Here is a 26,892-nt window from a genome sequence, read left to right as displayed (position 1 = left end):
TTGATGAAAAAATCGAGATTGTATCCATTTGAGAGAAATCGGTATTTTTACGGCAAGCTGCTGACGGTGCGCGACTTTGAATCGGAGCAAAAGTATTTTAACGACAAAAGAAGATTGTTGAACCGCCTGCTGTACGGAAGCGGCGTATTGTCGGGCATGCAGGTTGTCGCCGTTGATGACAAGACGATTTCGGTCGAGATGGGCGTAGCGATCGACTATATCGGCCGCGAGCTCGTTATTCCTTCCCCGGTAACGTTAAAGCTGTCGATGATTGAAGGCTTTACGAACAATGAATACAAGAAAAACGTATATCTTTGCGTGGCTTACGATGAGAAGGGCAAAGAGCCGGTTCATTCCGTCGGCAACTCGGCGATTCGTTCCGATGAAGTGAGCGAATATAATCGCGTGCTGGAGTCGTACCGCTTGTTTATCGTAGAAGAGGCGCCGGCGCCATCTTCCTTCGAATTCGTTCGTTTGCTGGAGAACGTGACGACGATTTATGAGGATGTAGGCGTTCGTATTACGCAGCGCATGCCGAAATATGTTAACCCAGGCGAGGTTGTCGAGGTTAAGCTCGTCGTTGAGAAGACGCTCCAAACGCCGCGCATTGCTTTCCAATACGACTATGATGCGGTTGGCTTCATTACGGTAGGCCATGACGGGCAAAACGTATCGTTCGCAGAGCCGGGCGATGCGCAGGAAACGGAATATACGGTCAGCTTCCATGTGAAGGCGCCGCTTKAAGCGGGAGGTTCCGCTTCGCTGACGGTGCCAAATTCGGCTGCAAAGCTGACAATCGGCGACGCGGTCATTCCGCTCGATTCCAACGCGAAACATGTGATTGAAGTGCTGGAGGAGCCGGTAGCGGAGCGCATTCTGAAGGACTGGCATGAGCGCAGCCTGGAAGAAGCTGTCGAGGGTTCGGCGGATCAAAGCATTTGTTTGGCGAAGATCAGCCTGCTTCAGATGGGACCGACCTATATGATCGAGAAGGTCGACCGCGTTCCTTACGGCGAATACATCGAGAGCACCTCTTTGCTGCAAAGACTCTCCCAGACTTCGCGCGCTTCGTCGCTGCATAAGTTCTATGCAAGCGCGGAAACGGAAGATTTGGAGTATGGCGCCAAACCTTCCTTGGATGTGCAATATCATCCGGATCGCAATGAGTTCGACTTTAAGCTCGGCATTCCGCGTCCGCAGCACTTGTATGACGAGATTGCAACCGGCACGATGGAAGTATTGCTGGAGTCGATCGGCAAGTCGGGAGGTTTCTTCTTCTCTCGGGGCAAGAAGAACTACGTCTCCGACGAGATCAACCATGGACTTGGCGAAGGACAAGTATCGGTCGTCGTCGGCCTGGAAGAAGTGGAACGTTCTGTGGCGGGCGATGTGAACGCTACGCAAAAACGGATCTACTACGGTCAAAGCGACGTGTTCAAGGGAACGGAATTCGAGCCGGACATTCCGAACGTATCGCTTGGAACGATCGTTTATCCCGAGAAAGGAACGTTCCGCATCGGCATGAAGCTGCAGGGTGATATGGAGTCTACCGCATCGGTTATTGCCGTACGCTGGTGGGCGTTCAAGAGCCTCGGCGCAGCTCCTCAGCAGGGCGAGCTAGACAATGATTCATTAACGGATGCAATGGCCGAAGCGGCTGCTTCGGAGGAATAGCATGTAATTGGGCCGCGAGACTACGCTTCACGAGAAGCGTTATCTCGCGGCTTTTTTTGGTAGAGTATACGCACTTATTGAGCAGATGCATAGTTTGGAGCGCGTCCGGAGTGTCTTGTAAGAGCGTATATGCACTAATAGCTATAGTTGGAGTAACTGATGGCGTCTGTAAGAGCGTATACGCACTTATGGAGCAGGAGCAAATAGAAAGAAGCCCTCGCCATATAGTTACGGCGAGGGCTTTTTAAGTTTGGATAGCAGTTACTCCGCTTACTCAGGGTTATAGTAGCTGATCTCAAGTCTGACCGGCTTGTCCTTGTTCAGGAGGAAGGTCAGGAAGGCGTTGCCGGATTTGAACATGATGCTTGTTCGGCCATTCGGCAGCTTCTCCTTCGAAGAGACGGCTTTGGCATCCAGCAGCCGCTGATAAGTTTGCTCCATTACAATACTGTTCCATGTTGTCAGCTTGCGAACGTAGTAGGCTTCCGGATTGTCGGCATCGACTTCAAGCACGAATGAAAGCTGAGCGGAGCTGAAGGTAAGCGACATAGGAAGGATTTCTTCCTCAAGCCCATCAATCAATCCGGTAGCGACATCTGATTCGGTAGATGCTGCATCTGTCACCGCATTGTTCGATCCGGCGCTAAGCGCTTGTACTTCATTCTCCGGAGCAGTCTCCTCAGCAGGAGAACCTGAACTGTCTGATGGCGCATCCGTTGCTGTCGGAGTTTCAGTACTCGGCGTTCCCGTACCGCCATTGTCTCCAACTTGCTCGCCATCTACGGAGCCTTCTACTGGCGTGTCCGTAACGGGTGGTGTTTCCTCGACTGGCGGGATTGTCTCGGCAGGAGGCGGCGGGTCGGCCACCCCTAACGTCTCTTGCAGCTTCACAAGCGATAGGTTCATGAACCCTTCCGCATACACGCCTCCGGAACGGAAGAACCCTTTATAGATCGGTGCGCCGTCGGCGTCGAACAACGAACCGACGCCCTCATATTTGCCATTGACGAACTTGCCGTCGTACACAATGCCTCCGCTTGCGTTGTACGCTTGGCCGATCCCGTTCGGCAAGCCGGAAGCGAAACCTCCTGCGTAGACGAGCGAGCCGGCTTCGTTGAAGGAGCTTCCTGTACCGTGATAAGCGCCCTTCACGAAATCGCCTTCGTATTTGACGAATCCTGATGCAAAATATTGCTTGCCCGGTCCCGTCAATTCACCGGCCGTGAAGTTTCCTTCATAGGCGAGAACTCCGTTACTGTCATAGAGCTTGCCTGCACCCTCGTAAACGCCATTATTGAACAGCCCTTCGTACAGCAGCTTCTCAGGTCCGCTATATAGCTTGCCATCCCCTTGATAGAGGCCTTTCATGAAGTTGCCCGCATATACGACCGTGCCGTCTTCCTTATAGGTCGTTCCCGCGCCTTCGTACAGGCTTGCAGCGAACAATCCAACATAAGCTGGCTTTCCGCTTGGATAGAATGCCGTACCCGCGCCAGCGTACTGATCGGCAGCGAACAGTCCCTTATAGAGCAAAAGGCCATCTTCGTTGTACAGCTCGCCTTGGCCCATCATCATGCCCTTGTCGAAGTCGCCGCTGTACTTCAAGTTTCCGTTCGGGTAGTAGAGCTTGCCAGTGCCCGTGTACAAGCCGTCCGCTAATTGGCCCTCGAACAGAAGATTGCCCTCTGGATCAGTGATAGAAGCCGTACCGGTGAACCCTTTGTCCGCAGCGGCCGTTGCCGACAGCTCCGGCGTCTTGCCGAACCACTTATTGAACAACGGCGGCGGACTGATGAAACCGAAATAAACAATAATGAGCGTTAAAACGATAACAAGCGCAATCAGCTTCTTCGCAATATAATAGCTTCCCAGCTTGACATAGTTGTTAAGCGAACGGAGAGGGCCGAATATGGCCGTGACGAGAAACTTGCGAAGCCACTTCAACAGCAGCTTAGGCAGCTTGCGAGCTTGCTTAATCGGCTTCATTACGTATTTCTTGATCGGTTTGAATATCGGCTTAAGAATGGACTCAATCATAGCTAAGGCACCTGTATCGTTACTTGACCGGGATTAACAACTTCGATAACACCGCCCCAATTGCACATGCACTTCGATGAGTTGTTAAGCGCCGGCATATTGGCAATCAGCACGGTTGGTGACCCGGGTACCCATGGAGCGGCAGTTACCGGAATACAGGGCATAGGAGTCAATGCGCCAAATGCTGCGGCAGTTGCCGAAGCCACGGTTGGATTGGCTAATGACGAGCACATGCCGAAAGGGAGAATATTAACCATAGGCTTGTTGTCCATAATGTTGGCAATGGGCATTGACGTCATCACCATGTTCTGCGGCAAGACGGTCAGCATGCCAGGAGCGGCTCCGAAGGAGCATTTTAGCGTTGCTCCACCGCATACGAGTTGTCCCATAACGTTCCTTTCCGCGAGAGCGAATCTATTATTTTCCGAATCGCTTCTCCCATTTTATACTATTATTAATAGTACTATATGCCGGCTAAGCCCATCAACATAAACCTGCGAAATTCGGGAATATTCGATGTTCTCCGCGCAAGGAAAGGGATGTAAAATAACGTATCATGTAGTACTATAGAAATAGAAAAAATATGCAAGTGAAAGCGATGGTGCGCATGCGAAAGTCCGGTTTGGGGATTGTGTTGTTGCTCTTGATAGCTGTAGGGCTTGGATTCTGGATCTATCCGAATATAGATCAGTTCAAAGCTTTGCCATATACGAAGGAAGCGTCACTCTCTTATTTGTCGCGCGCGTCAGCGGGGCCTGATGGAAGCTTGGACGTTATTGGCGATTCCAGGCAGGAATTGACGCGCATTAACGGCAATGGCGAGATGAAGGAGCAATTACAACAAAGTCTGGACAGCAGCGCCCGTCATGATTATACGGATGTAGCAACAGCGCCTGACGGCACGATGTACGTCCTTGAAACGGTGTTGGACGGGTATGGCCTGTACGTGCAAGAGGAGCAAATTATCCAATACTTGCCGGGAGACTCCGTCGGGACTACGCTGTATACGTTTAAAGGCGACGGGACGAATAAGCGTGTAGGTCAAATTAAAGGCGTGCAGGTCAGTGGGGATTCGGTGTATTTCTATCTTGATGAGCAGAGCCGAATTACGCTTAACCGAATATCCGCAAAGGATAGCGCTCCCGAAGAACTATTTAGTTTTGAAATGGAAAAGAATCGTTATATGTCCGAGATCGTCGGATACGAGCCTGGACAAATCTTCTATTCATCCAAACGCGGCGCGATCTTTAATGTGCTGAAGGATGGCAGCACGAAGCTTGTGTACCCGCTTGATACGATGGATCGTACCCGCAAAAATTTCCCCGAGCGGCTGCAGCTGCACGAGAACGGCAGACTTTATTTTATCGATAGGCTCTTGAACGCCGTTACGAGCATGAAAGCTGCGGACTCCAGCGATCTCCGCACGGACATTGCCGAGGCTGACCTCGCCAGTCTAGCTCCTGATGCCGAAAATCTTGAAATTATGGATGTTACGATCGATGCTGCCGGCGGTCTGAGCATGGCACTGGATGATCGTATTATTACTATTAGCGCTGACAAAGCGGCTGCTGAGGCGATCACTCACCTCACTTATAACCGCTCGTCGATTTGGCAGGGCTGGCTGACTTGGACCGCCGGGGCTCTGTTCTTAATCGTGGTCGCCCTTCTAGTACGGATGATCTACATACACCTGCTTAACCGCCGAATCTCCTTGTTCTTCAAGCAAGTTTTCGCTATCGTTCCGATTCTCGTAATCGCCATGGTACTGCTATCGAACTTCATCTATGACAGCTTCTCTTCACGGATGGAAGACGAGATGCAGCGGCAGCTTTCGCTCTTGGCGCGCAACGGACAGAACATTATTAACGGCGATCAGCTTAACCGTCTAACTTCGCCGAGGGATTATATGAACGAGGATTATCAGGCGATCAGCAAGAAGATGAACTTCTTGTTCGAAAGCGAGGATGCGGCGAATCGCAAAGGACTGTACAGTACGCTCTACAAATATGAGAATGGCGAAATGTTCATCATGATGGACGACGATGACGGCGTCAATATGTACAAGCCTTTCCAGCTCGAGGAGGCAGACCAGCAGGTCGTCAAGACAGGTGAGATCGTATCCGGCAGATGGGAAGACACCACGGGCAAGTGGTTGTATGCAATTGGTCCGATCTATGATTCCACGGGCAAGCTTGTAGGCATCTATGAGACAGGACGAGACATGAATGTGTTGTACCAAGCTAATCAAACGATCTACATGAGCGTCATGCGCAATATCGGCTATATCAGCATCGGCGTTATCGTGCTTGTATTGGCCGTTACCTATTATTTGCTCTCTTCGCTGCGCAAGCTCCGCAGGAGCGTTATGGAAATGGCGAACGGTAACTGGGACGTTAAGGTTCATATCCGCGCGCAGGATGAGGTGGGCGATTTGGGCGAGCAGTTCAATCGAATGGCGCTCCATATCCGCACCTATATTAAGGACATCACATCGTTCAGCGAAGCATCGCATCGTTTCGTTCCGCAGCAGTTTTTCAAGTACCTAGGAAAGAAAGGCATTACAGACATCCATCTAGGGGATCAGGTTCAGCAGAATATGGCGGTTATGGTTGCGAATATTCGCTCCTTCAATCAATTGTCCAAGCAGCTGACGCCTAAGCAAAACTTTGATTTTATGAACTCGTTCTTAAAAAGATTCAGTCCTTTCGTCCGCAAGGAAGAAGGTCTTATTAGTAAATATTTAGGCGCAGGCTTTATGGCGCTATTCCCTGCCCGTTCGGATGACGCGCTTCGAGCAGCCGTAGCGATCCGCAGAGAATTGTCTTCGTTTAACGACAGCTTGCTGGCATCCGGCCATTCGCCGGTTGATATGGGCATGGCGATTCACAAAGGCCCGCTCATGCTGGGCATTGTAGGCGAGGAGCAGAGGATGGAAGGAAACGTGATCTCCGATGACGTCAACGTTACGGCGACGCTGGAACGCATGTCCGATACGATGGGCGCATCGATACTCGTTACCCGTACTTTTTTTGATCAACTGAGATCGCCTGAAAGGTTCCGTCACCGGTTGCTTGGCCGAGTCAGAATTGATGGCAAGGATGAGCCTCTTGAGCTTGTGGACGTATACGAAGGCGATTCGGACTCGGTACGCGCGCTTAAGGAACGAACGAAAGCGATGTTTGAGAGAGGCGTTACGCTCTGCCAAGAAGGGCGGTTCTTTGATGCAAGGGAAACCTTTATTGAAGTCATTAAGGTGAACCGCTTCGACAAAGCGGCGAAGCTCTACTTCTATTTGTGCGATGAATATTACCAAAGAGGCGCTGTCGAAGGTTGGAATGGCACACTAGCGGTATAATCAGACCATAGAGGAGAGGAACAACTATAATGGCGGTAGAACAATTACGATCCGATAGACTAGCACATGATGAACATACCGCGAAAATAGGAGTGCCATTTACGAGAATAGACGAATACTTGGCGTATTATGAAGAAGAGGAAATCCGGGAGATTAACGTCCGGAATAAGGTTTAATCGCTATGAAAGCAGTACAATTGTTGCGCGCTATTAATTCCAGGCCGGAAGATTACCGTAAGCTGCTTATGATGGCTCCTGTATTCTTCATTTGCGGAATAGCGGAAACGCTGAATTATAACGGGTTTATGGCGCTGTTCAATCAGAGGTTCGGCAGCGACTATCTTTCCTATGTTTATGTCATAGAAGCGATTCTATTGCCGCTCGAGGCATGGCTGCTGTCGTGGCTTGCGGGGAAGCTTTCGAAGCCGCAGCTCATGCGGGTCATGTTCGGGACTATGATCGGCATCGTCGTAGTCAACTCTATCATTTTAATGAGCTTTGAGAGCTTTGGCGTTGAATTCAAATGGTTTTATCCCGTGATGTTCATCTTGTCCAACTTTGTCGTCAGACAGCAAACGATTCTGTTATGGGGGCTGGCTGTCGATCTATGTTCAACCCAGCAGGCGAAGCGGCTGATGCCGGTATTCATCGGAGCGACCACGCTTGGCGGTATTACTGCCGGTTTGCTTGCACAATTAATCAGCCTTGTGTTCGGACCTGCCGTAATTTATGCCGTTGGCGCCGTGTTTCTTCTGGTCTCCTGGGGCAATTACAATAAAGTCATCACCCAATATCTCGTTCCATTGTCGCTTAAGATTGAGTCCGATCGGGAAGAGGAAGAGATGGTTTCAACCGGAACGGTGTTCAAGCATGCGTTGCGTTCGCCTTTCCTATTAATTGTTATATTAATCATGTCGCTGATGCCAGCTCTGTATTTCTTGATTGAATACGAGCTTCTCATTGTCACAAAGCACTCCTATCCGGATGAGCAATCGTTCAGCCGTTACTTTGGCATGATTACGATGGTGCTGTACATACTCGCTTTCCTATTGCAGATCGTATCGGGGAAACTGATGGCGAGGTTCGGCGCAAGCAAAATGCTGACGGCGATAGCCGCCGTCAACATTATTTCATTCGCGGCGGCCTCCATCTTTATCGGCGGTGCGGCAGCGCTGCCTTTCATATCCGGAGGTTATATCCTAATCTATCTGCTCTATTATTATTGGGCCGAGCCCGCCTACCAGTTGTTTTTCAAAACGCTGCCTCTCACGCAAAGGGACAGCTACAGGTATGCGGCGCAAGGCATTGCGGCATCGGCTGGCATTCTGATCGGAGCGGGTCTATTGTTCCTGCATTCGGGTTTACGCTTGTCATGGACGGCTTTGTCCATTGTCGGATTTGGCGTAGCGTTGCTGCTGTTCGTCCTGGCGTGGCTCGGCAGACGACACTATATGAACGAGCTTGTGAATAGCGTGCAGTCGATCGGCGAACAGGATTTTGCTGAATCCTTCGAAGAATTTGTCGGGAACTCTACCGCTATGACGGAAGTGCGACGCTTGCTGCAACATAAGGACGATACAGCTAGAGAAATTGCGCTTCAGCTTATTGGCAGGATGCAGGACCCGCGAGATGCGGAGGAACTGCTTACGATGATGGACGATCCGAGTCCGCGGATTCGCGTTGCTGCGGTCAGAGCGATGAATTTAGAGAAAGCGGATCTCGTCGCGATGGCGAAGGTCGCCGCTTTCCTCGAAGATCCGGATGATGAGATGCGTGCGGAGGGAGTCCGTCAGATTGCGAGAATGAAGCATCTGGAGCATCATGCTTTTTATTTTTTAAGACAAAAGCTGTTGGATCGTCATCCGAGCGTTGTCGCCGAGGCGGTAAAGGCCATGTACAGCTTCAATAATGAGCCGAGCATCGAGGCTTGCTCTGAGGTCATTGACCGGATATTGGATCAAGGAGACGAAACGTCCGTATACCTATGCCCGGTCATTTCAGAGCTGGGGCTGCATACGTTCATTCCGAAGGTGGAAAGGCTTGTCTGGGAAGGGCATCCCGCATCACGTGTCGCGGCCATCGAGTGTTTAGGGAAGCTTGGTTATATCGCGATTATCCCTAAACTTCTTGAGAAGCTGCCGTTGATGGACCAAGAGATGCTGAGGACAACGACGCAGAGTTTTATTCATATGGGGAGTGAAGCGATAGAGCCGCTGATGGCGAGCTTGCCGGAAGCGTCAGCGAAGCGATGGAAAGCAACCGTATCGGCTTTGGCTGTCCTGCTGCCCGAGGAGCAGGTTCGAACGACATTGATTGAGGATGTGCTCGATCGGATCAGCCAATTGAATGTGGCCGCGAAATTCTCGATTGCCCTGAAGCAGCTGGGTAGGGAGGAATTGGCGGCGCTCGCGGAGCTTCGTTATAAAGAGGTATGTGCATTCATTTTCGACGGTGCGTGGAGTGTGCTCGCGGCGCTTGCCGATGAGCAGGTCGTTGATACGATTAAGCGGGCGGTAGACAATCCCGACGAAGAAATCCGAAGCAATGCTTGGGAAGTTCTTGCAGAAGGCATAGGGGATAGAAGACTTTCCCAGCTTATGGTGAGTACGCACGAGGAGAGCGATGAAGATGGCGAAGTGAATGATGACGAGGCCGCCATTGCGATGCTTGAACCGGCTCTGACTTCACGGGACGACTGGTGGCGGGAAATCGCTTCCGGTGCATTAACGGGCGGCGAGCCCGATCACGCAGCGATTTCAATTACAGCAGCCGAGGGGGGACAAGGGGATATGGGCGACCAGCAGATGATGACCCGTTTGAATAAAGTCGTGTTTTTGAGGCAGGTCCCTTATTTTGCAGACTTGTCGCTGGAGGAGCTTGGACTAATCGCTAATATTTCCGTCGAGCAGTTGTACCCGGATGATGCGCCGCTCTTGCAGCGCGGCGTACCGAACCCTGCGATGTATGTGATCGTGGAAGGCAATGTCGAGCTGACGAGCGTCTCGGCGGCAGGCTGGGAGGGGACGATCGGCGTGCTCGGAACGGGTGATGTATGCGGCGAAACCTCAGCGCTCGATGGCACGGCTTCGTCGGTAACGGCGCAATCGCTGCTTGGCGAGGTGCGCGTGCTTAAGCTTGCCGGCGATCAAGTGGAGCGGCTCATTAGGCTGTATCCGGAGATCGGCATTGGATTGTTGCGAGCTTCCTTCGCTCGAATTCGGCTGCTTGAAGAGATGATGATGCGTATTGACAGCTAGCCTAATGGCAGCGGCTAGCTTCAGACGATTCGTTAATGCGAATGAGGTTGCAACCGCTCGCCTTATTGCATATAATAAAGATTAATGTTTAATATGGCTTGAAAGCGATGATAGAGATAAGTAAGCAGTGCTTTCGCACAGGGAGTAGACGCCGTAGATTGAGAGCGTTTATGTGAAACTAGGCTGCCGAAGTTCACTCTTGAGCAGACGCCTGAAACGCCTTTACGTCAAGAGTTATGACGCAGAGCGCGCGTGTAGGGAGTGTCCGGTTCCCGCCGTTATGGGATTAAGGGATTGTTTGCCTGACATTTAGTTTTGGCAGCGATCCGAATTAGGGTGGTACCACGGTTCTTTCGTCCCTTCGGGGAGAGAGGGCCTTTTTTTGTGCCTATAGGGCTGGATGGAAGTACACAAACGGAGGCGATAACGATGAAGGAAAGATTGGAAGGACTGCGCGTAGAGGCGCTTGCGGAGCTTGAGCAAGTGCAAAATCCGCAGCAGTTGAACGACTTGCGCGTCAAGTACTTGGGCAAGAAAGGCGCGTTGACGGAAATTTTGCGCGGCATGGGCGGACTAAGCGCCGAGGAGCGTCCGATTATCGGTCAAGTCGGCAATGATGTCCGCGCTGCCATTGAATCTGTAATCGAGCAGAAGCAGGAAGCGTTCCAGCAGGAGGAGACGAATAACCGTCTTCGCGCGGAGACGATCGACGTCACTTTGCCAGGCAAAGCGCTGCCGACAGGCTCGGTGCATCCGCTTAACAAGGTCGCGCAAGAGATCGAGGACGTGTTCATCGGCCTCGGCTATTCGATTGCTGAAGGACCGGAGGTTGAGACCGATTATTTCAACTTCGAAGCGCTTAACCTGCCGAAAAATCACCCAGCGCGTGACATGCAGGATTCGTTCTACATTACGGACGATATCTTAATGCGTACACACACGTCGCCGGTTCAAGTTCGTACGATGAAGGCGAGCAATGGCGCGCCAATCAAGGTTATTTGCCCGGGTAAAGTATATCGCCGCGATGACGACGATGCGACTCACTCGTTCCAATTCAATCAGATCGAAGGGCTGGTCATCGGCCGCAACATTCGCATGAGCGACTTGAAGGGCACTTTGCTTCAATTCGTACAGCAAATGTTCGGCGAGCAAGCGCAAATCCGTCTTCGCCCAAGCTTCTTCCCGTTCACTGAACCAAGCGCCGAGGTTGACGTTACTTGCGTGCAATGCGGCGGCAACGGCTGCCGGATGTGCAAGCAAACGGGCTGGCTCGAAATTCTCGGCTGCGGCATGGTACATCCGCGAGTGCTTGAAATGGGCGGCTATGATCCGGAAGAGGTTAGCGGCTTCGCATTCGGTATGGGCGTAGAACGTATCGCGCTGCTGAAGTACGGCATTGACGACATCCGTCATTTCTATACGAACGATCTGCGTTTCCTAAGCCAATTTGCGAGAATGTGACGAAGAGAGAGGAGCTAGCCAATTATGAAAGTATCCTATAAATGGTTGAATGAATATATCGAGCTTGCAGGCTTCACGGCCGAAGAGCTGGCGGAGAAAATGACTCGCGGCGGTATCGAGATTGACGGCGTGGAATCCCGCAATAAAGGCGTTACCGGTGTGGTTGTCGGCTACGTGAAGTCGAAGGAGAAGCATCCTGACGCGGATAAGCTGAATGTGTGCAAGGTCGATGTCGGTACAGGCGAGGAGCTTCAGATCGTATGCGGCGCCAAAAACGTCGATGCCGGTCAACGCGTGCCTGTGGCCGTTATCGGAGCGGTGCTCCCTGGCGATTTCAAAATCAAGCGGGCGAAGCTGCGCGGCGTTGAGTCGCAAGGCATGATCTGCTCGGCGAAGGAGCTCGGCCTGAACGACAAGCTGCTGCCTAAGGATCAACAGGAAGGCATTCTCGTGCTGCCGGAATCGACGCATATCGGCGCTCCAATCGCTGATGTGCTCGGCATTAACGACGAAGTGCTGGAGCTCGACCTGACACCGAATCGCTCGGATTGCCTAAGCATGTTAGGTGTTGCGTATGAGATTGGCGCGCTAACAGGACGCGAGGTTCGCTTGCCTGATACGACGGTCAACCATACGTCTGACAAAACCGAGAATCATGTTGCGGTTAGCATTAGCGAAGCCGATCTATGCTCGCATTATTCGGCCAGATATATTAAGGGCGTTAAGATCGGTCCTTCCCCATTATGGCTGCAAAATCGTCTGATCGCTGCTGGCGTGCGACCAATCAACAACATCGTTGACGTAACGAACTTCGTTATGCTCGAATACGGTCAGCCGCTGCATGCTTTCGACGCGGATCTCGTTCCAGGCGGACGCATTGATGTGCGTCTAGCCCGTGAAGGAGAGACGCTCGTCACGCTTGATGACCAGGAGCGTCGCTTGGAGCCTCATATGCTCGTTATTACCGACGGCAAGCAGCCGATTGCGCTTGCAGGCGTTATGGGCGGCGCGAGCACGGAGGTTACGGAGCAAACGGTTAATATTTTGCTGGAGTCGGCGAAGTTCGACGGCGGAACGATTCGCAAAACATCGCGCCAGCTTGGCCTTCGCTCGGAGTCGAGCATCCGCTTCGAGAAGGAGGTTGATCCAGCCCGCGTAATCCCGGCGCTCGACCGCGCTGCGGCTCTAATGGCGGAGCTTGGAAGCGGCCTCGTGCTGGAGGGAATCGTTCAGGTTCAAGCGAAAGCAGCTGCGCCGTCTTCCGTTGCAGTGTCCTTGGACAAAATTAACGGCTACCTCGGTACCGAGCTGTCCGACTTGGAAGTGAAAACGATATTCGGCCGCCTTCACTTCGCGTACGAATATTCGGATGCCGGCGTATTTACGGTACAAGTGCCAACCCGCCGCGGAGATATTACCCGCGCTGTCGATCTGATCGAAGAGGTAGCGCGTCTATACGGCTACGATAACATTCCAACGACGCCGATTCACGGCGACATTACGCCTGGCGCGCTGACGAAGCCGCAAGCGATTCGCCGCGAGCTGCGCAAGCGGCTGACGGACGCAGGCTTGCACGAGGTCGTAAGCTACTCGTTCACAGGCCCTGAACGGACGAAGCTGTTCCCAAGCTTAGCAGGCGGAGCGAAGGCCGTTCGCTTGTCGATGCCGATGAGCGAGGATCGCAGCGTGCTGCGGACGACGCTGATCGCGCAATTGCTGGAGACAGCGGCGTATAACCGCAATCGTAAGAACGAATCGGCATCGCTGTTCGAGATCGGCAGCGTATTCCATACCGACGAAGAACAGCTGACGCACCTGCCGCAAGAGAAGCATCGCTTCGCTGCGTTATTGACTGGAAACCGTACGGAATCGCAATGGAATCAGAAGGCGGTCGCGGTTGATTTTTATGATGCGAAGGGTATTCTTGAAACGGTGTTCTCGGTGCTTGGCGTATCGGGCAGCGTAACCTATGAAGCGGCTCAGCCGGAGCACTTCCACCCTGGCCGCACAGCAGCTGTGCGCATCGCGACTGCGAAAGGCTCGGAAATTATCGGTTATGTCGGCCAATTGCATCCGGCGCTTCAGCTGGAGGCTGATCTGGCTGATACGTACGTGCTGGAGATCGGCTTGGATACGCTCTACGAGCTGGCCAGCTCAGATATCGTGTACAAGTCGCTTCCTCGTTATCCGGCAATCTCACGCGATATCGCAGTTGTCGTATCGCAGGACGTTGCAGCGGGAGATTTAACGGAGACGGCATGGTCGACGGCGGGCGAACTGCTGGAGTCGGTGAAGGTGTTCGACGTGTTTACTGGGGAGAAGCTCGGAGCGGGCAAGAAGAGCATTGCACTGTCGCTTGTATACCGTCATGGCGAGCGTACTTTGACCGATGAAGAGGTATCGGCGCTGCATGAACAGGTTGTTGTGAAATTAGAACAATCTTTTGCAGCGGAATTGCGCAAGTAGGCAGGAAACCTTTAAAGCCGCATCGAAATAGTTCCTAGTGAGCTTCGATGCGGCTTTATTATGCACATATTTGCTTGTAGGAAGAAGGATTTTCCAGCTTTTTATGGAGCAAAATGCGCACCCGGTATCCGTAATGAAAGATGCTCTTAGGAGCGGTGTTCCGCGGATATAAATAACCTCATGTGAAGCGACTTGGATAATGGGAGGATTCGCCTAAATGGATGTTGAACAAGCAGTAGTGACAGTTGATATATATGGAGTCCAATACAAACTTAAAGGCCATACAAACGTTGAATACATGAAGCGAGTCGCAAGCGCGATCGATGAGAGCATGAAGAAGCTGGCGAAGGGCTACCCGCGCCTCGATATGCCGAAGCTGGCGGTTCTGTCTGCGGTGCAAATTACGGAGGAAGTGTTCCGTCTGCGCCGCGACAACGCAAGATTGCTGGAGGAGGAAGCGAAGCTGGCTGTTGCCACGCAGCAATTGGAGCAGTCTGTGGTACAGGCGGCAACGATACAAGCAGAGCTTACGGAGCTGAAGCAGCAAGCTCAGGAGCAGCTTGCGGAGGCGAAGGCTGCGGCTGAAGCCGAGATGGCAAGCATGATGGAGCTTGCCTCTGAGCAAGCGAAAGCGCATGAGCAATCGATGAAGGAAGCCGGCGAGGCGCAGCAAACGGAGCTTGCAAGATTGAGGGAGGAACAAGCTGAACGGCTTGCTTCTCTACTGCAAGAGAAGGAGGAGCAGCTTGCTGCTCTTGCCGCTGCTAAGGACGGACATTGGTCGGAGCTGTTAAGCGAGAAGGAAGCGAGTCTTGCGGCGCTGCAGTCTGAGGTCGAAGCGAAGCTTGCCGCGCTCGGCTTCGAGAAGGAAGAGCAGTTGTCGGAGCTTGCTCGTTCGAAGGAAGAAGAGCTTGCGGAGCTTAAGCACGCCAAGGAATTGGAGCTTGCCGAGCTTCAGCGGGTTAAGGACGAGGAATTAGCGGAGTTCAAGCGCGTGAAGGACGAGGAACTTAGCAAGCTGGTTAGCGCGAAAGAGGAAGCGTTGCTTGAGCTGGAGCTTGCCAAGGAAGAGCAGCTTAGCGCTATCGTTAATGAGAAGTCGGCGGAGTTAGCCGCACTTGCAGAGCAATGGCAACGCAAGTGGGACGAGCGGGAGCAAAGCTGGCTGGCTGAGGCGGCTGCTACCGCATCTGAACGCGAGCAGCAAGCGGCTGAGAGGGAGCAAGCGTTGAAGGATGAGGCTGCTCAGGCGGAGCAGGCTTTCCGGTCCGATCTTGAACGCCGCCGGAACGGTTGGCTGGAGGAGCGGGCAAGGCTTCAAGCGCAAGCAGCTGAGCTGCAGCAAGGCTGGAATGCGGACAAGGAAGCGATGGAGCGGCGAATTGTGCTAGCCGACGAGCAGATCGGTCAAGCGCTGGAGCAGGAAGAGGCATTCCGTGCATCGTATGCGAAGCTGGAGCTGGAAAGCAGTGAGCGTGATGGTCAGTTGGAGGAAACGCGAGCTGAGCTTACGGAGCTTCAAGCCAAAAGCGACAATGTAATTGCGCAGCTGCGGCAGACGGAGAGCCAGCTTGAAGAGCAGCGCTTAGCGCTTGCCGAAGCTGAGAAGCAGAGCAAGGCTGCAGAGGAGCAGTTGGCAGCGCTTAGCGAGCAGTATGAGCAGGCTGCGGGCAAGGCGAGCCAGCTTGAAGAGCAGCGCGTTCAGCTTGAGGAAGAGCTGCTGGAGCAGCAGCTTGAGAATGAGGAGCTTGTTCAGCGGAATGCTGGAGCTCTCGAGCAGCAACAGCGGGAAGCCGTTGAACTGCTAAACACTCGCTTGGCAGCTGTTGAAGCGGAGTACAAAGAGAAATTGGATGCTGCGGTTCGCGAGCATGAAGAGACGCAGATGAACCTGCAGATTGAGCTGGAACAAGCTGCTGAGGCCGCACTCGCGCAGTTAAATGAACTGCGCGAGCAGACAAAGGCTGAATTGGACGAACAGCGCCTTGCATGGCAATCAGAGCTTGAAAACGAACGGAGAAGCAAGGATAAGGCGCTTGAGGAGCTGCAAGCAAGAAGCAAGGAGCAATTGGAGGAGCAGCAGTTGGCTTCCCAGATTGAATTCGAGGAGAGCGCCGAACGACTGGCAGCACAGCATACGGCTGAGCTGCAAGCGCTGCGCGAGGAGCTTTCGGCTCGTGACGCTCGTGACAGCCAGTTGAAGGTAGAATTCGAGCAGCGTATGGAGCAAGCGAGCTCGGAAGCTGGCGAGCGCTACTTGCAGCTTCAAGTGGAAAGCAGTGAAAAGCTAGAACAGCTTCAAGCGATGTCGGAGGAGCAGCTGTATCAGCAGCGGCATGATTACGAGAAGCAGACGCGAGAGCTGGAAGCAAGGCTTGAACGGCTCGAGAGCGAGCTGGAATCGCTGCAGGAGCAGGCACAGAATGCATCTGCAAGCGAGGCGGCAATCCGCAAGGAGCTTGAGGAAATCGGCAACCGCGAGCTTGAGCTCGTGGAGCAGCTGGAATTGACTGCGGCGCGCGAGCGTATTGTATCGCAGCAGTTGGAGGCGGCGGATGCCCGCCTGAGCGAGCTGAGCGAGCAATTAGAGGAGCAGCGCCAGCAAGCTCAGCGCAACGCCGCTGAGGCTGACCGGCTTGTACAGGAGAAGCAGGCGCAGGAAGCCGAGGAGGAATCGCTCCGCGACGAGCTCGCCCGCGCGATGTCGGAGGTAGCCTCAGCATCCACTCGGAAGGATGAACTGAACGGCGAATCGGGTCAACTCGTGATGGAGCTTGATGAAGCATCTCATGCTGCCGAGCAGCTGATGCAGGAGCATGACCGTCTGGTTGAAGAGCATCAGAAGTTGAAGCAGGAGTATTCGAAGCTGCAGACGGAATACAATGAATGGATCGAATTGATCGAACGCAGCTAGCCTATGAATAAAAATAATCCCCGATTTGATAGTAACGGTAGAAGCCGTCGCATTCGAATTCGGGGATTATTGTATATTCCTATATGACGGAGTATGGAATTGGATTTTATCCAATTAAATGAGGTGAGAGCTGGATTAATGAAATGGAGCAGAATGAGGGGATTTGGTTGGATGTTTTCCACTCAAATGTTACTTTTCTGCTGAAATGGTCTGTTTCATTGGACTAAATCCACTCAAACGTTTGTCGGTTAGCGGCTAGTCGTTTCACAAGTAAAATGTCGAACGTATTCGCGGGATTTCGTCAGACAAGCGATTGTAACGGTATTTTGTCGAACTGAACTAGCATCGTTCGCGCTGTACGGTATGCAAAAACCGCCGCATTCGTATCCCAATAAGGAACACATGCGGCGGTTTTAGTAGTCGTCAAAACTTAGTCTTCATCCATACGATAGAATGGTGCCGGTCGGTCCGCCTGGCGGCAGGCTAGCCAATCGGATCAGATCGGGAGTGACGATCGCCGGATCTTTGCCGGTGGCGTGCATCTCGGTGCGCAGGGTACCCGGGTTATACAAATTAACGAGTATGCCGTGCTCATGCTCTTCATCTGCGAGCGTGCGCGTAAGCGACTCGAGTCCTGCCTTCGCCGCGCTATATGCAGCATAGCCGCCTGCTCCATTCCACGATAGGCCGGATGTAATATTAATAATTCTGCCGTATCTGGCTTTGCGCATGAAAGGCAGCGTCGCTTTCGATAATAGGAAGGGACCTGTGAGATTCACAGAGATTTGATTCTGCCACTCTTCCGATGTGAGCTCAAGCACCGTTCCTGGCTCCAATACGGCTGCATTATTTAGTAAAATATCGACGCGGCCGAACTGCTCGTAGGCCAATTCGATAGAATGCTGGACTTGGTGATCGACGGAGACATCTGTCTGCAGCAGCAAAGCGTCCTTACCGGTACGCTCCTTAACGAGCTGCGCCGTTTCCTCAAGCTTCGACGCTCGGCGTCCAAGAAGGACGACGTCGGCGCCTTCCGCCGCGAACGATATAGATGCTGCGCGGCCAAGTCCTGTTCCTGCACCGCTTACAATGGCGACTCGATTAGTCAATACTCCCATCACCATTCCTCCAATCATCATTTATGTTGTGACCATCTTATCAGAGGCGGCGCAGCAGGGGAAGAGGATAAGCCATTAGAAATTTTTACTCATAACTAAAGTAAAAATGATATAGCGCTCTGCCCCGTTCGCACAGCCCCACAGCGAAGTTTAATTCGTTTGGCTGCGAGCTTGCCGATAACTTTAGTTTATGCCCGTAAAAGCAATCAAGACCTGCCTGTCGGCAGGTCTTGATTAGGCTATGCTGTAAACTAAAAGAGTGCCAGTCTGCCTGCGAATAGCGTTATTCTACAACGAGCGTTGCTTTCATCTGTCTGTGGCCGTTGCCGCAAGGGACGCTGCAGATCATTTCGTAAGTACCAGGCTCTGCAACCGTAACCGTTTTGGTTTGGCCTGTTGCGATGTTATCGACTTTGTCGATTTTGACGCCATGTACGCCGTCCGTCGATTTGAGCGTAATGTTCGTTGCTTCGCCAGCTTTTATTTTGTATTCCTTCTGATCGAACTCCCAGTTCGCAGCTGTGATAATAACCTCTGCGCTGGCAGCGCCGGAATCGGCAGCAACTGCATCGCCGTTGCCGGCATTCTCTTGATTATCCGATTTTGCTCCACATGCAGCGAGTACAGCGACTAGGCACAATGCGGCAGCAAATAGCAGCCATTTTTTCATTTCATAGATCCCCTTCCAAATTGGAAAATGTTTGTACACCTTATTTTAGCGTATAATCGCAGCATTTGCTGTGACATGTGTTTGACAAACTTATGAATTTCATGTGATTTTTTTGTAGAAGCAGCACAGCAAAATGAACGCATAAAAACAGCCCTTGATCGCCGGAATCCGCTCTCAAGGGCTTCACGTTATCTGTAATATTAATCAGCTGTGGTTAATCGTGATTTCTGCGACCTGCTTCATATGGCGTGCTGACCGGTATGAACAGGTCGATAATGCCGATCACAAGCGCGGCGAGGATCGCTCCAAGCCAAGTAACCGTCACTCCGCCTACGATGAATTGGGCTAGCCAGATGACGGCTGCGCTGGCGAGGAAGCCGACGATACCGCGTCCGAACGGCGTAACCCGCTTGCCGAAGATGCCTTCAACAATCCAGCCGAGCGCCGCAATGACAAGCGCGAGCAACAATGCGCTCCAAAAGCCGCCAACGCTGAATTGCGGAACGATGAAGCCAACAACCATCAACACTAGAGCCGACACGATGAAACGCACGACATGACCGATGAAACTCATATTTGAATCCTCCTAAAAGTTTTTTGTGAAGCAAAAAACTTGCTTCGTAAGCATCAGCTTAGGTTTTTTGTGAAGCAAAAAAACTGCTTCGTAAGCATCAGCTTAGGTTTTTTGTGAAGCAAAAAACTTGCTTCGTAAGCATCAGCTTAATTCGTTTGTGAAGCGATCCGTATTAGCTTCTGTGGAGCAAAAGCCGGGTTGGTTAAGTATGTTCGTTTCTATTGTGACCCTTTGCTTGTTTTTTATGTACGGGAAGGGCATCATATCGTGCAACGAACGCGCGGTTCGGCTATAATAGTAGGGCGAGAGGAGTGTTAACGGTTGGACACCAAAATTTTAACGACATTAGAATTTCCTAAAATCATACATAAATTGACGCATCATGCGGCTACTTCGCTGGGCARAGCCGCGGCGGAGCAGTTACAGCCGGTATCCGATTTGGAGGCCGTCAAACCGATGCTGCAAGCGACGGATGAAGCATATACGGCTGACCGCTTGAAGGGGAGCGCCCCTTTCGGCGGCATAACCGATATTACAGCGCCGCTGCACCGAGCAAGAATCGGCGGCACGCTTAATCCCGAGGAGCTGCTGAACATTGCTTCGACGTCGCGCGGCGGGCGCCGCGTGAAGAAGCATATCGGCGTTATTCACGAAGATCACCCGATTCCGATGCTGCAGTTCCAAGCGGAGCAACTAACGGAGAATAAGCCGCTTGAGGATGCGATCTTCGACTGTATTGACGACCAAGCGGAAGTGATGGACAGCGCAAGCTCTGAGCTTGCGTCGATTCGCCGCGAGCTCCGTTCAGGGGAATCGCGCATACGCGAGAAGATGGAGCAAATGATTCGCTCCTCTTCCGTACAAAAAATGCTGCAGGACGCAATAGTAACGCTTCGCAACGATCGTTACGTTATTCCGGTTAAGCAGGAATATAGGTCTAACTTCGGCGGAATTGTACATGACCAATCGGGGTCTGGAGCAACGCTGTTTATCGAGCCGGAAGCGATTGTTGCAATGAACAACAAGCTGCGCGAGCTCAAAGCGGGCGAGTTGCGGGAGATTGAGAAAATATTGCAAAAGCTGACGGCGCTCACCGCCGATCATGTGGAAGACCTGCTTATTAATCAGGAGCTGCTCGCACAACTTGACTTCGCCTTTGCTAAGGCAAGACTGGCTCATGAGATGAAAGCGACGCAGCCGCGCATGAATGATCGGGGTTTCTTGAAGCTGAAGCGCGGACGCCATCCGCTGCTCGCAAGTGACAAGGTCGTCCCTATCGATGTCGAGCTCGGCAATCAATATTCGGCAATTATCGTAACGGGTCCGAATACGGGCGGCAAAACAGTCTCGCTGAAGACGATCGGCCTGCTTAGCCTTATGGCGATGTCAGGTTTGTTCGTACCTGCGGAGGAAGGCAGCCAGCTATGCGTATTTGATGCGATTTATGCTGATATCGGCGACGAGCAGAGCATCGAGCAAAGCCTTAGTACGTTCTCAAGCCATCTGACCAACATCATACGTATTTTGAAGTCGATGACTTCGAAGAGCTTAGTGCTGCTTGATGAGCTTGGTGCGGGTACCGATCCTGCAGAAGGCTCGGCGCTTGCTATTGCGATACTGGAACACATCCATGCCAAGGAAAGCCGTATCGTGGCAACCACTCACTATAGCGAGTTGAAAGCATACGCCTTCAACCGCAAAGGCATCATCAACGCGAGCATGGAATTTGATGTCGCTACGCTTAGCCCCACCTATCGCTTGCTCGTTGGCGTTCCGGGCCGAAGCAACGCGTTCGCCATTGCAGAGCGGCTTGGTTTGCAGACGGATATCATCGATCGTGCGCGGGGCGAGGTTAGTGAAGACGATCAGCGCGTGGAGAGCATGATTGCCTCGCTTGAGGAGAATCGTCTCAGCGCCGAAACGGAGCGTCAGACGGCCGAATCGCTGCGCAGGCAAGTAGAGGCGCTGCAAGCGAAGCATGAGGCTGAGCGGTTGAAGTTCGAGGAGCAGAAGGAGAAGCTGCTGCAGAAGGCGCATGAAGAGGCGCGCGAAGCGGTCGCGAAAGCGAAGCGCGAGGCAGAGCAAATTATTTCCGATCTGCGCAAGCTGGCGCTTGAAGAGGGCGCATCGGTTAAGGAGCATAAGCTGATCGAGGCAAGGCGCAAGCTCGACGATGCCTCGCCTGAGMAGCTTAGGCCCAAACGCGGCGGAGCAGCCGGAAGCGCTGGCAGCAAGCCAGTTAAAATTGAAGCCGGCGACGAGGTTATGGTGTACAGCTTGAACCAGAAAGGTATCGTAGCGGAGATACATGGCTCAGAGGCGACGGTTCAACTTGGCATATTGAAGATGAAGGTTGCGCTTGACGATATGGAGCTGCTGAAGTCTACGACCGCTGCCGTCAAGCAGCAGCAGCCGAAACAAGCTGCAAGTTTGAAACGTTCTCGCGACGAAAACGTAAGAATGGAGCTGGACCTGCGCGGAGAGAGTCTAGAGGAAGCCATAATGGAAGTTGACCGCTTCCTGGACGAATCTTTCTTATCGGGTCTAGGTCAAGTCTATATTATTCACGGAAAAGGTACTGGCGTGTTGCGTACGGGCATTCAGCAATATTTGCGCAAGCATAGTCATGTGAAGACTTACCGGTTAGGCAATTATGGCGAGGGCGGCGCAGGCGTTACGGTGGCTGAATTGAAATAAACCGTTTCGTTCGCCTCCCGACAGCCAGCCAATTAGCCATCAGGTGGAGGGATTAGGGATGGAACATGAAGTCGACAAGCTGCTAACCAATGAATTTGCCGCATCTCTCGTTTATGTATCGGTTACCGTTCTTTCGCTCATTGTATTTTTGTCTGTATTCGAGCTGGTGACGAAGTACAGGTGCTGGAGCGAGATCAAGAAGGGCAATGTGTCAGTGGCAATGGCGACCAGCGGCAAAATATTCGGTATTTGCAATATTTTCCGCTTCTCCATCGAGGCGAACGATTCGGTGTATCAGAGCCTTATTTGGGGCGCGTTTGGATTTATTATTTTGCTGGCGGCGTACTTCTTGTTCGAGTTTCTAACGCCAGTGTTCCGCATCGACGATGAAATTCAAAAGGATAACCGAGCAGTCGGTATGATTGCCATGGTCATCTCGATCTCCCTTTCTTATGTGATCGGGGCTACGGTTATATAGCGGCTGGAGGCATAGTTCATGAAATATTTGTGGAGTATTTTGCTCGTTGTAGCTATTTTATTTTTCGTATTCGGCGTCATTTATTTAATTAACAATTAAGGAGCGCGAACAATGAGCGAGGAAGTTATTTGCCCATGGTGTTTGACGGAAATTACATGGGATCCGGAATTTGGCCCTGAGAAGCATTGTCCGCATTGCGGCAATGAGTTGAGCAGCTATCGTACGATAGAGCTTGGTGGAGATACGGAGGAAGAGGCAGAGGAAGAGGAGCAAGACAGCAGCGATCAATGGCAGGAGGATGAGGAAGACGATTCCGATGGCCACGATCACGGCCATAAGCGTTGGCTTGCCGAAGGCGAAGGCTACAGAAATACAGATCGATCTTCGCTTGCTCTAGAGAGCACGCTGCAACGAATTACGGATGAGCAGGATGAAGTGCCGGAATGTCCAAGCTGCAGAGAGTTTATGCTTGAGGCGGGCACGCAGTCGATCGGCGGCGATCCATTCAAGCCGACGGTTTCTCCTGTACTCGGGCAGCCCGTATTGCCGGCTCCGCTTGAGCTTGTATGGTATGTATGCCCGTCATGCTTCCACACGTCATCAATGCTCAGCCAATCGAATCGACAGCAGCTTCTTAAACGGCTTGCTAAGCCGGAATAAGCAATGGCAAATATGGACGGGCATGCGTCCAGCGCTTTAAGGGAATGTTACAAAACGTAATTCTGACGCCGATATGCGGGAGGAATCGTTTTGGCCAAATCATTGGATCGTCAAGCCGCGCTTCTGCTCATCGTGCAGGCGCTGTTTGGCATCGCTAACGCGCTGTCGGGGACGTTCGTGCCCGTCTACTTATGGAAAGCAAGCGGCGGTTCTTATATGGTGATCGGTTGGTTCACCTTAGGACAATACGTCATTAGCGGATTAACGTTCTGGGTCGCAGGGAAATGGGTTAAAGAGCATAACAAGATGCATAGTCTTAGGCTTGGCATCTTAATGTCGGGTGTCTTTTACAGCGTTGTCCTATTGTTAGGCTCGGCTGCCAAGTCCTATGTCGTACCGCTTGGCATGTTAAGCGGCATGTCGCTTGGCATGTTCTGGCTGGCATTCAACGTCGTCTACTTCGAAGTCACCGATCCGGATACTCGTGACCGATTCAACGGCTGGGCAGGACTGCTAGGCTCAGCGGCGGGTATAGTAGCGCCATGGGTATCTGGCTTCTTGATTACGAGATTGAAGGATGAGCAAGGATATCGCCTTATTTTTACGATTTCACTCGTCATCTTCGCAGTAAGCGTCGTACTTAGCTTCTGGCTAAAGAAGAAGCATGGTCAAGGCACATACAATTGGAAGCATGGCATTCAGCAATTGATGACCAAAGGAAACCCATGGCGGCGCATGTTCCCTGCAATTGCAGCACAAGGCGTTCGCGAGGGTGTATTTATGTTTCTTGTTGGACTTACCGTCTTCATTGCTACGAAGAATGAGAGCAAGCTCGGTTCATATTCGCTGATTACGTCTTTGGTTGCCTTAGTGAGCTTCTGGCTTATCGGTAAAAAGCTGAGCAAAAAAAATCACAAGCTAGCGATGCTGATCGGTGCCGTTATGATTGCCGCAGTTATCTTGCCTTTGTTCTGGAAAGTATCATATATGACGCTGCTAATGTTCGGGATCGGCACGTCCTTGTTTATACCGTTGTACATCATTCCGATGACAACACGTGTATTCGACTTGATCGGGCAAACGGAAGAGAGCGCGCGCGAGCGCGAGGAATTTATTGTTCTAAGGGAAGCAGGACTCGTGATTGGCCGCTTAATCGGATTGTCGATGTACTTAATTGTGCTGCCGCTTAACGATTCGCCAAGAGCCATTACGTGGCTGATGTTCGGGGTTGGTATCGTACCGATCGCAGGCTGGTGGCTTATGCGGCCATTTCTGCAAAAAAACAATATAAGTAAGGAGGAATGAACGAATGCCAAGAATCGTTTCTAATATTACACAATTGATCGGCAATACGCCTGTTGTCGCGCTGCAGAGAATAGTGGAGGAAGGCAGCGCAGAGGTGTGCGTGAAGCTGGAGCGATTCAATCCGAGCGGCAGCGTGAAGGATCGGGCTGCATACTCACTGATTGAGGATGCGGAGCAACGAAATCTGATTCAGCCGGGCGATACGATTATCGAGCCCACGAGCGGCAATACCGGGATTGGGCTCGCTATGACCGCGGCAGCGAGGGGATATAAGCTTATTCTGATTATGCCGGACAATATGAGCGTGGAGAGAATAAAGATGCTCCAGGCCTACGGCGCTCAGGTTGTGTTAACTCCTGCAGCGGAGCGTATGCCGGGCGCGATACGCAAGGCGGAAGAGCTGCATGCCGGATTGCCTGGCAGCTACATACCGAATCAATTCGAGAACGAAGCAAATCCCGATGCGCACAGACGCACAACGGCGCTTGAAATTATGGAGCAGACCGATGGACGTCTCGATGCCTTCGTAGCAACCGCTGGTACAGGCGGTACGATAACGGGTACAGGCGAGACGTTGAAGGCGCTTCTGCCTCATCTGCATATCGCGGTTGTGGAGCCGCAGGGCTCTCCCGTATTATCGGGTGGCGTGCCTGGACCGCATAAGCTGGTAGGCACAAGTCCAGGTTTCGTGCCGAGTATTCTCAATACATCTGTTTATGATGAAATTATCCAAGTATCCGATGATGATGCCTTATCAACGATGCGTAAGCTCGCATCAAGCGAAGGTCTGCTTGTCGGTCCGTCTGCAGGCGCTTCCGTATGGGCGGCTATGCAAGTCGCTAAGAAGCTTGGAGCCGGGAAGCGCGTATTATGCATTGCCCCGGATACGGGCGAAAGATATTTGAGCATGGGTATTTTCTGATGTAGCGATGTTAATCCGTTAGTTCCACTGCTTCAGCGCTTCGCGAAGCATTTCTCGCCGATCATCGATATAATCGCGTATGAATTCAGGCTCCGACAGGAAGCTGTCGTAGCTTGCTTTGCGCGTATAATCGCTGCGAATAGCGTGTGTCAGGCGCTGATGCATCCTCTCAATAAGCGGATCCAATTTCTCATGCGTAAATTGTTCATCGAGCAGTCTCTTCATGATGGCTCCGTAGCTTCTGCGGCATTCTTCGAAGGTGAACAAGGTATCGGTCAAGTTATTATAGCCCTGCAGCCGAACAAGATTGTTGCCGCACACCTTGCCATAACAGTTTCTTCCCCAAGTACCTTCATAATCCCATGGAATAATCCGGTATCGCTTGCTGGTACGCGTTTCATAAAGCGCGTAGTTCTGATCAAAGCCGTCATAATTGCCCGTTAATACAGCTCCAGCAAGCCAGCGTAAATATTGCTTGATGTCGAGACGGCGAGCAAGATACTCAAATAATTCATGACCAGTTAACTGATTCAAATTTCTTATGAACGAGACGAGCCGTTTCTTCGTATCTCCAGCGTCAATAACAAGCTCGTAGCCGCCAAATAACGAAGGTTTCCTCTGTTTGCTGTCCGGCTCAATAAGACCGAAATCCGCGTGATCATGTACGGCATATATGAGTGAGCGAAAACCAATATTCCTTTTCTCGAAAAAATGGCTGTTCACCGCTTCAATCTCCAGATAGACGCCCTCTTGCACTCCGTTAATCGTTACCCATATTGGCTTTGTTTTCGGAGCCGGAACATGAATTTGATTGAAAAAAGCGAATGACAACGCATTTCGAATCATCGATGGATCGTCATACTCCGCGTTCCAATGGTAGGTCATTCCGTCATCGACCCGAATTTCGAATGATTTCTTCGGATAATTGCGCGTATGGCCGCCTCTAAGTCCAATTTGCGCGGTATGGACCTTATCGCCAATCTGCAGCTTTGCTTGCTTGAATGATCGGCTCCATCCGTCCCGTAGCAGCTCATGCAGATCGGATTCGTTCATCGTAATAGAACGGACAGTCATTGTTTCTGTGATCACGCAATCAGCCCCCAAGGCACACAGGATGATGCCCCGCCATGGCGGCTAGGCATCTGTACGTATTACCTTATTCATAGGCATGCTGTCCGGTCACTGCGCATCTGAGCCAGATTCGAGTCTATTAATATATGAAATAAATGGATATCAATCTAGCACCACTCGCAATCCAATTTCATATAAATATAGTAACCTGTATATTCGGGCAATAGAGGAGGT

The 26,892-nt window shown here is 51.9% G+C and carries 17 protein-coding genes; 11 read left to right on the top strand and 6 right to left on the bottom strand.

What is annotated here, in order from left to right; translation table 11 throughout:
- Window positions 1-3 precede the first annotated feature (3 nt).
- On the top strand, window positions 4-1,674 hold the full coding sequence (locus tag AC1DF0_RS17480; protein ID WP_477574793.1) for a hypothetical protein: 1,671 nt from the start codon (window positions 4-6) through the stop codon (window positions 1,672-1,674).
- A gap of 270 nt (window positions 1,675-1,944) precedes the next feature.
- Here the strand turns inward: AC1DF0_RS17480 and AC1DF0_RS17475 are convergent, their stop codons facing one another.
- Window positions 1,945-3,711: an MORN repeat-containing protein gene (locus tag AC1DF0_RS17475; RefSeq protein ID WP_477574792.1), complete on the bottom strand. Its 1,767-nt coding sequence runs from the start codon at window positions 3,709-3,711 to the stop codon at window positions 1,945-1,947.
- Window positions 3,712-3,713: 2 nt separating this feature from the next.
- Entirely contained in the window at window positions 3,714-4,100 is a 387-nt protein-coding gene (locus tag AC1DF0_RS17470; protein WP_442052140.1) for a DUF4280 domain-containing protein, read from the bottom strand.
- Between the two features lie 248 nt (window positions 4,101-4,348).
- Here AC1DF0_RS17470 and AC1DF0_RS17465 point away from each other — a divergent pair, with 248 nt between their 5' ends.
- The 5 genes from AC1DF0_RS17465 to zapA all read left to right on the top strand — a co-directional run bounded on the left by AC1DF0_RS17465 (window position 4,349) and on the right by zapA (window position 17,163).
- The gene (locus tag AC1DF0_RS17465) at window positions 4,349-7,066 is read left to right on the top strand and encodes an adenylate/guanylate cyclase domain-containing protein (protein WP_477574791.1); all 2,718 of its coding nucleotides are present in this window, start codon (window positions 4,349-4,351) and stop codon (window positions 7,064-7,066) included.
- Window positions 7,067-7,247: 181 nt separating this feature from the next.
- Window positions 7,248-10,322: an Npt1/Npt2 family nucleotide transporter gene (locus AC1DF0_RS17460; RefSeq protein ID WP_442052138.1), complete on the top strand. Its 3,075-nt coding sequence runs from the start codon at window positions 7,248-7,250 to the stop codon at window positions 10,320-10,322.
- Window positions 10,323-10,751: 429 nt separating this feature from the next.
- A complete protein-coding gene (gene pheS / locus AC1DF0_RS17455) occupies window positions 10,752-11,783 on the top strand; it encodes a phenylalanine--tRNA ligase subunit alpha (RefSeq protein WP_442052137.1) in 1,032 nt (343 codons plus the stop codon).
- A gap of 24 nt (window positions 11,784-11,807) precedes the next feature.
- Complete coding sequence (pheT, locus tag AC1DF0_RS17450) at window positions 11,808-14,249, top strand: phenylalanine--tRNA ligase subunit beta (protein ID WP_442052136.1); 2,442 nt, start codon at window positions 11,808-11,810, stop codon at window positions 14,247-14,249.
- A gap of 217 nt (window positions 14,250-14,466) precedes the next feature.
- The gene (gene zapA / locus AC1DF0_RS17445; protein ID WP_477574790.1) at window positions 14,467-17,163 is read left to right on the top strand and encodes a cell division protein ZapA; all 2,697 of its coding nucleotides are present in this window, start codon (window positions 14,467-14,469) and stop codon (window positions 17,161-17,163) included.
- 437 nt (window positions 17,164-17,600) lie between these two features.
- Here the strand turns inward: zapA and AC1DF0_RS17440 are convergent, their stop codons facing one another.
- The 3 genes from AC1DF0_RS17440 to AC1DF0_RS17430 form a co-directional block, all read right to left on the bottom strand.
- On the bottom strand, window positions 17,601-18,281 hold the full coding sequence (locus AC1DF0_RS17440) for an SDR family NAD(P)-dependent oxidoreductase (RefSeq protein ID WP_442052134.1): 681 nt from the start codon (window positions 18,279-18,281) through the stop codon (window positions 17,601-17,603).
- Between the two features lie 283 nt (window positions 18,282-18,564).
- Complete coding sequence (locus tag AC1DF0_RS17435) at window positions 18,565-18,951, bottom strand: cupredoxin domain-containing protein (RefSeq protein WP_442052133.1); 387 nt, start codon at window positions 18,949-18,951, stop codon at window positions 18,565-18,567.
- 214 nt (window positions 18,952-19,165) lie between these two features.
- Complete coding sequence (locus tag AC1DF0_RS17430; RefSeq protein WP_442052132.1) at window positions 19,166-19,525, bottom strand: phage holin family protein; 360 nt, start codon at window positions 19,523-19,525, stop codon at window positions 19,166-19,168.
- Window positions 19,526-19,846: 321 nt separating this feature from the next.
- Here AC1DF0_RS17430 and AC1DF0_RS17425 point away from each other — a divergent pair, with 321 nt between their 5' ends.
- The 5 genes from AC1DF0_RS17425 to cysK all read left to right on the top strand — a co-directional run bounded on the left by AC1DF0_RS17425 (window position 19,847) and on the right by cysK (window position 25,587).
- Entirely contained in the window at window positions 19,847-22,222 is a 2,376-nt protein-coding gene (locus AC1DF0_RS17425; RefSeq protein ID WP_477574789.1) for an endonuclease MutS2, read from the top strand.
- A gap of 58 nt (window positions 22,223-22,280) precedes the next feature.
- Window positions 22,281-22,700 carry a DUF350 domain-containing protein gene (locus AC1DF0_RS17420; RefSeq protein ID WP_442052130.1) on the top strand — a complete coding sequence of 140 codons (420 nt, stop codon included), beginning with the start codon at window positions 22,281-22,283 and terminating at the stop codon, window positions 22,698-22,700.
- Between the two features lie 111 nt (window positions 22,701-22,811).
- A complete protein-coding gene (locus tag AC1DF0_RS17415) occupies window positions 22,812-23,360 on the top strand; it encodes a hypothetical protein (RefSeq protein ID WP_477574788.1) in 549 nt (182 codons plus the stop codon).
- 90 nt (window positions 23,361-23,450) lie between these two features.
- Window positions 23,451-24,665 (top strand): MFS transporter, encoded by a 1,215-nt coding sequence (locus tag AC1DF0_RS17410; protein ID WP_477574787.1) that lies wholly within the window; start codon window positions 23,451-23,453, stop codon window positions 24,663-24,665.
- Window positions 24,666-24,669: 4 nt separating this feature from the next.
- Window positions 24,670-25,587 carry a cysteine synthase A gene (cysK, locus tag AC1DF0_RS17405; RefSeq protein WP_477574786.1) on the top strand — a complete coding sequence of 306 codons (918 nt, stop codon included), beginning with the start codon at window positions 24,670-24,672 and terminating at the stop codon, window positions 25,585-25,587.
- A gap of 18 nt (window positions 25,588-25,605) precedes the next feature.
- On the opposite strand, the gene AC1DF0_RS17400 is transcribed toward cysK, so the two are convergent.
- Window positions 25,606-26,676 (bottom strand): CotH kinase family protein, encoded by a 1,071-nt coding sequence (locus AC1DF0_RS17400; RefSeq protein ID WP_442052126.1) that lies wholly within the window; start codon window positions 26,674-26,676, stop codon window positions 25,606-25,608.
- Between the last annotated feature and the right edge of the window lie 216 nt (window positions 26,677-26,892).

This window comes from Paenibacillus sp. 05T425 (genome assembly GCF_056396205.1).
The sequence above is the reverse complement of the archived record's forward strand: the minus strand, read 5'-3'. Positions and strand labels throughout refer to the sequence as shown.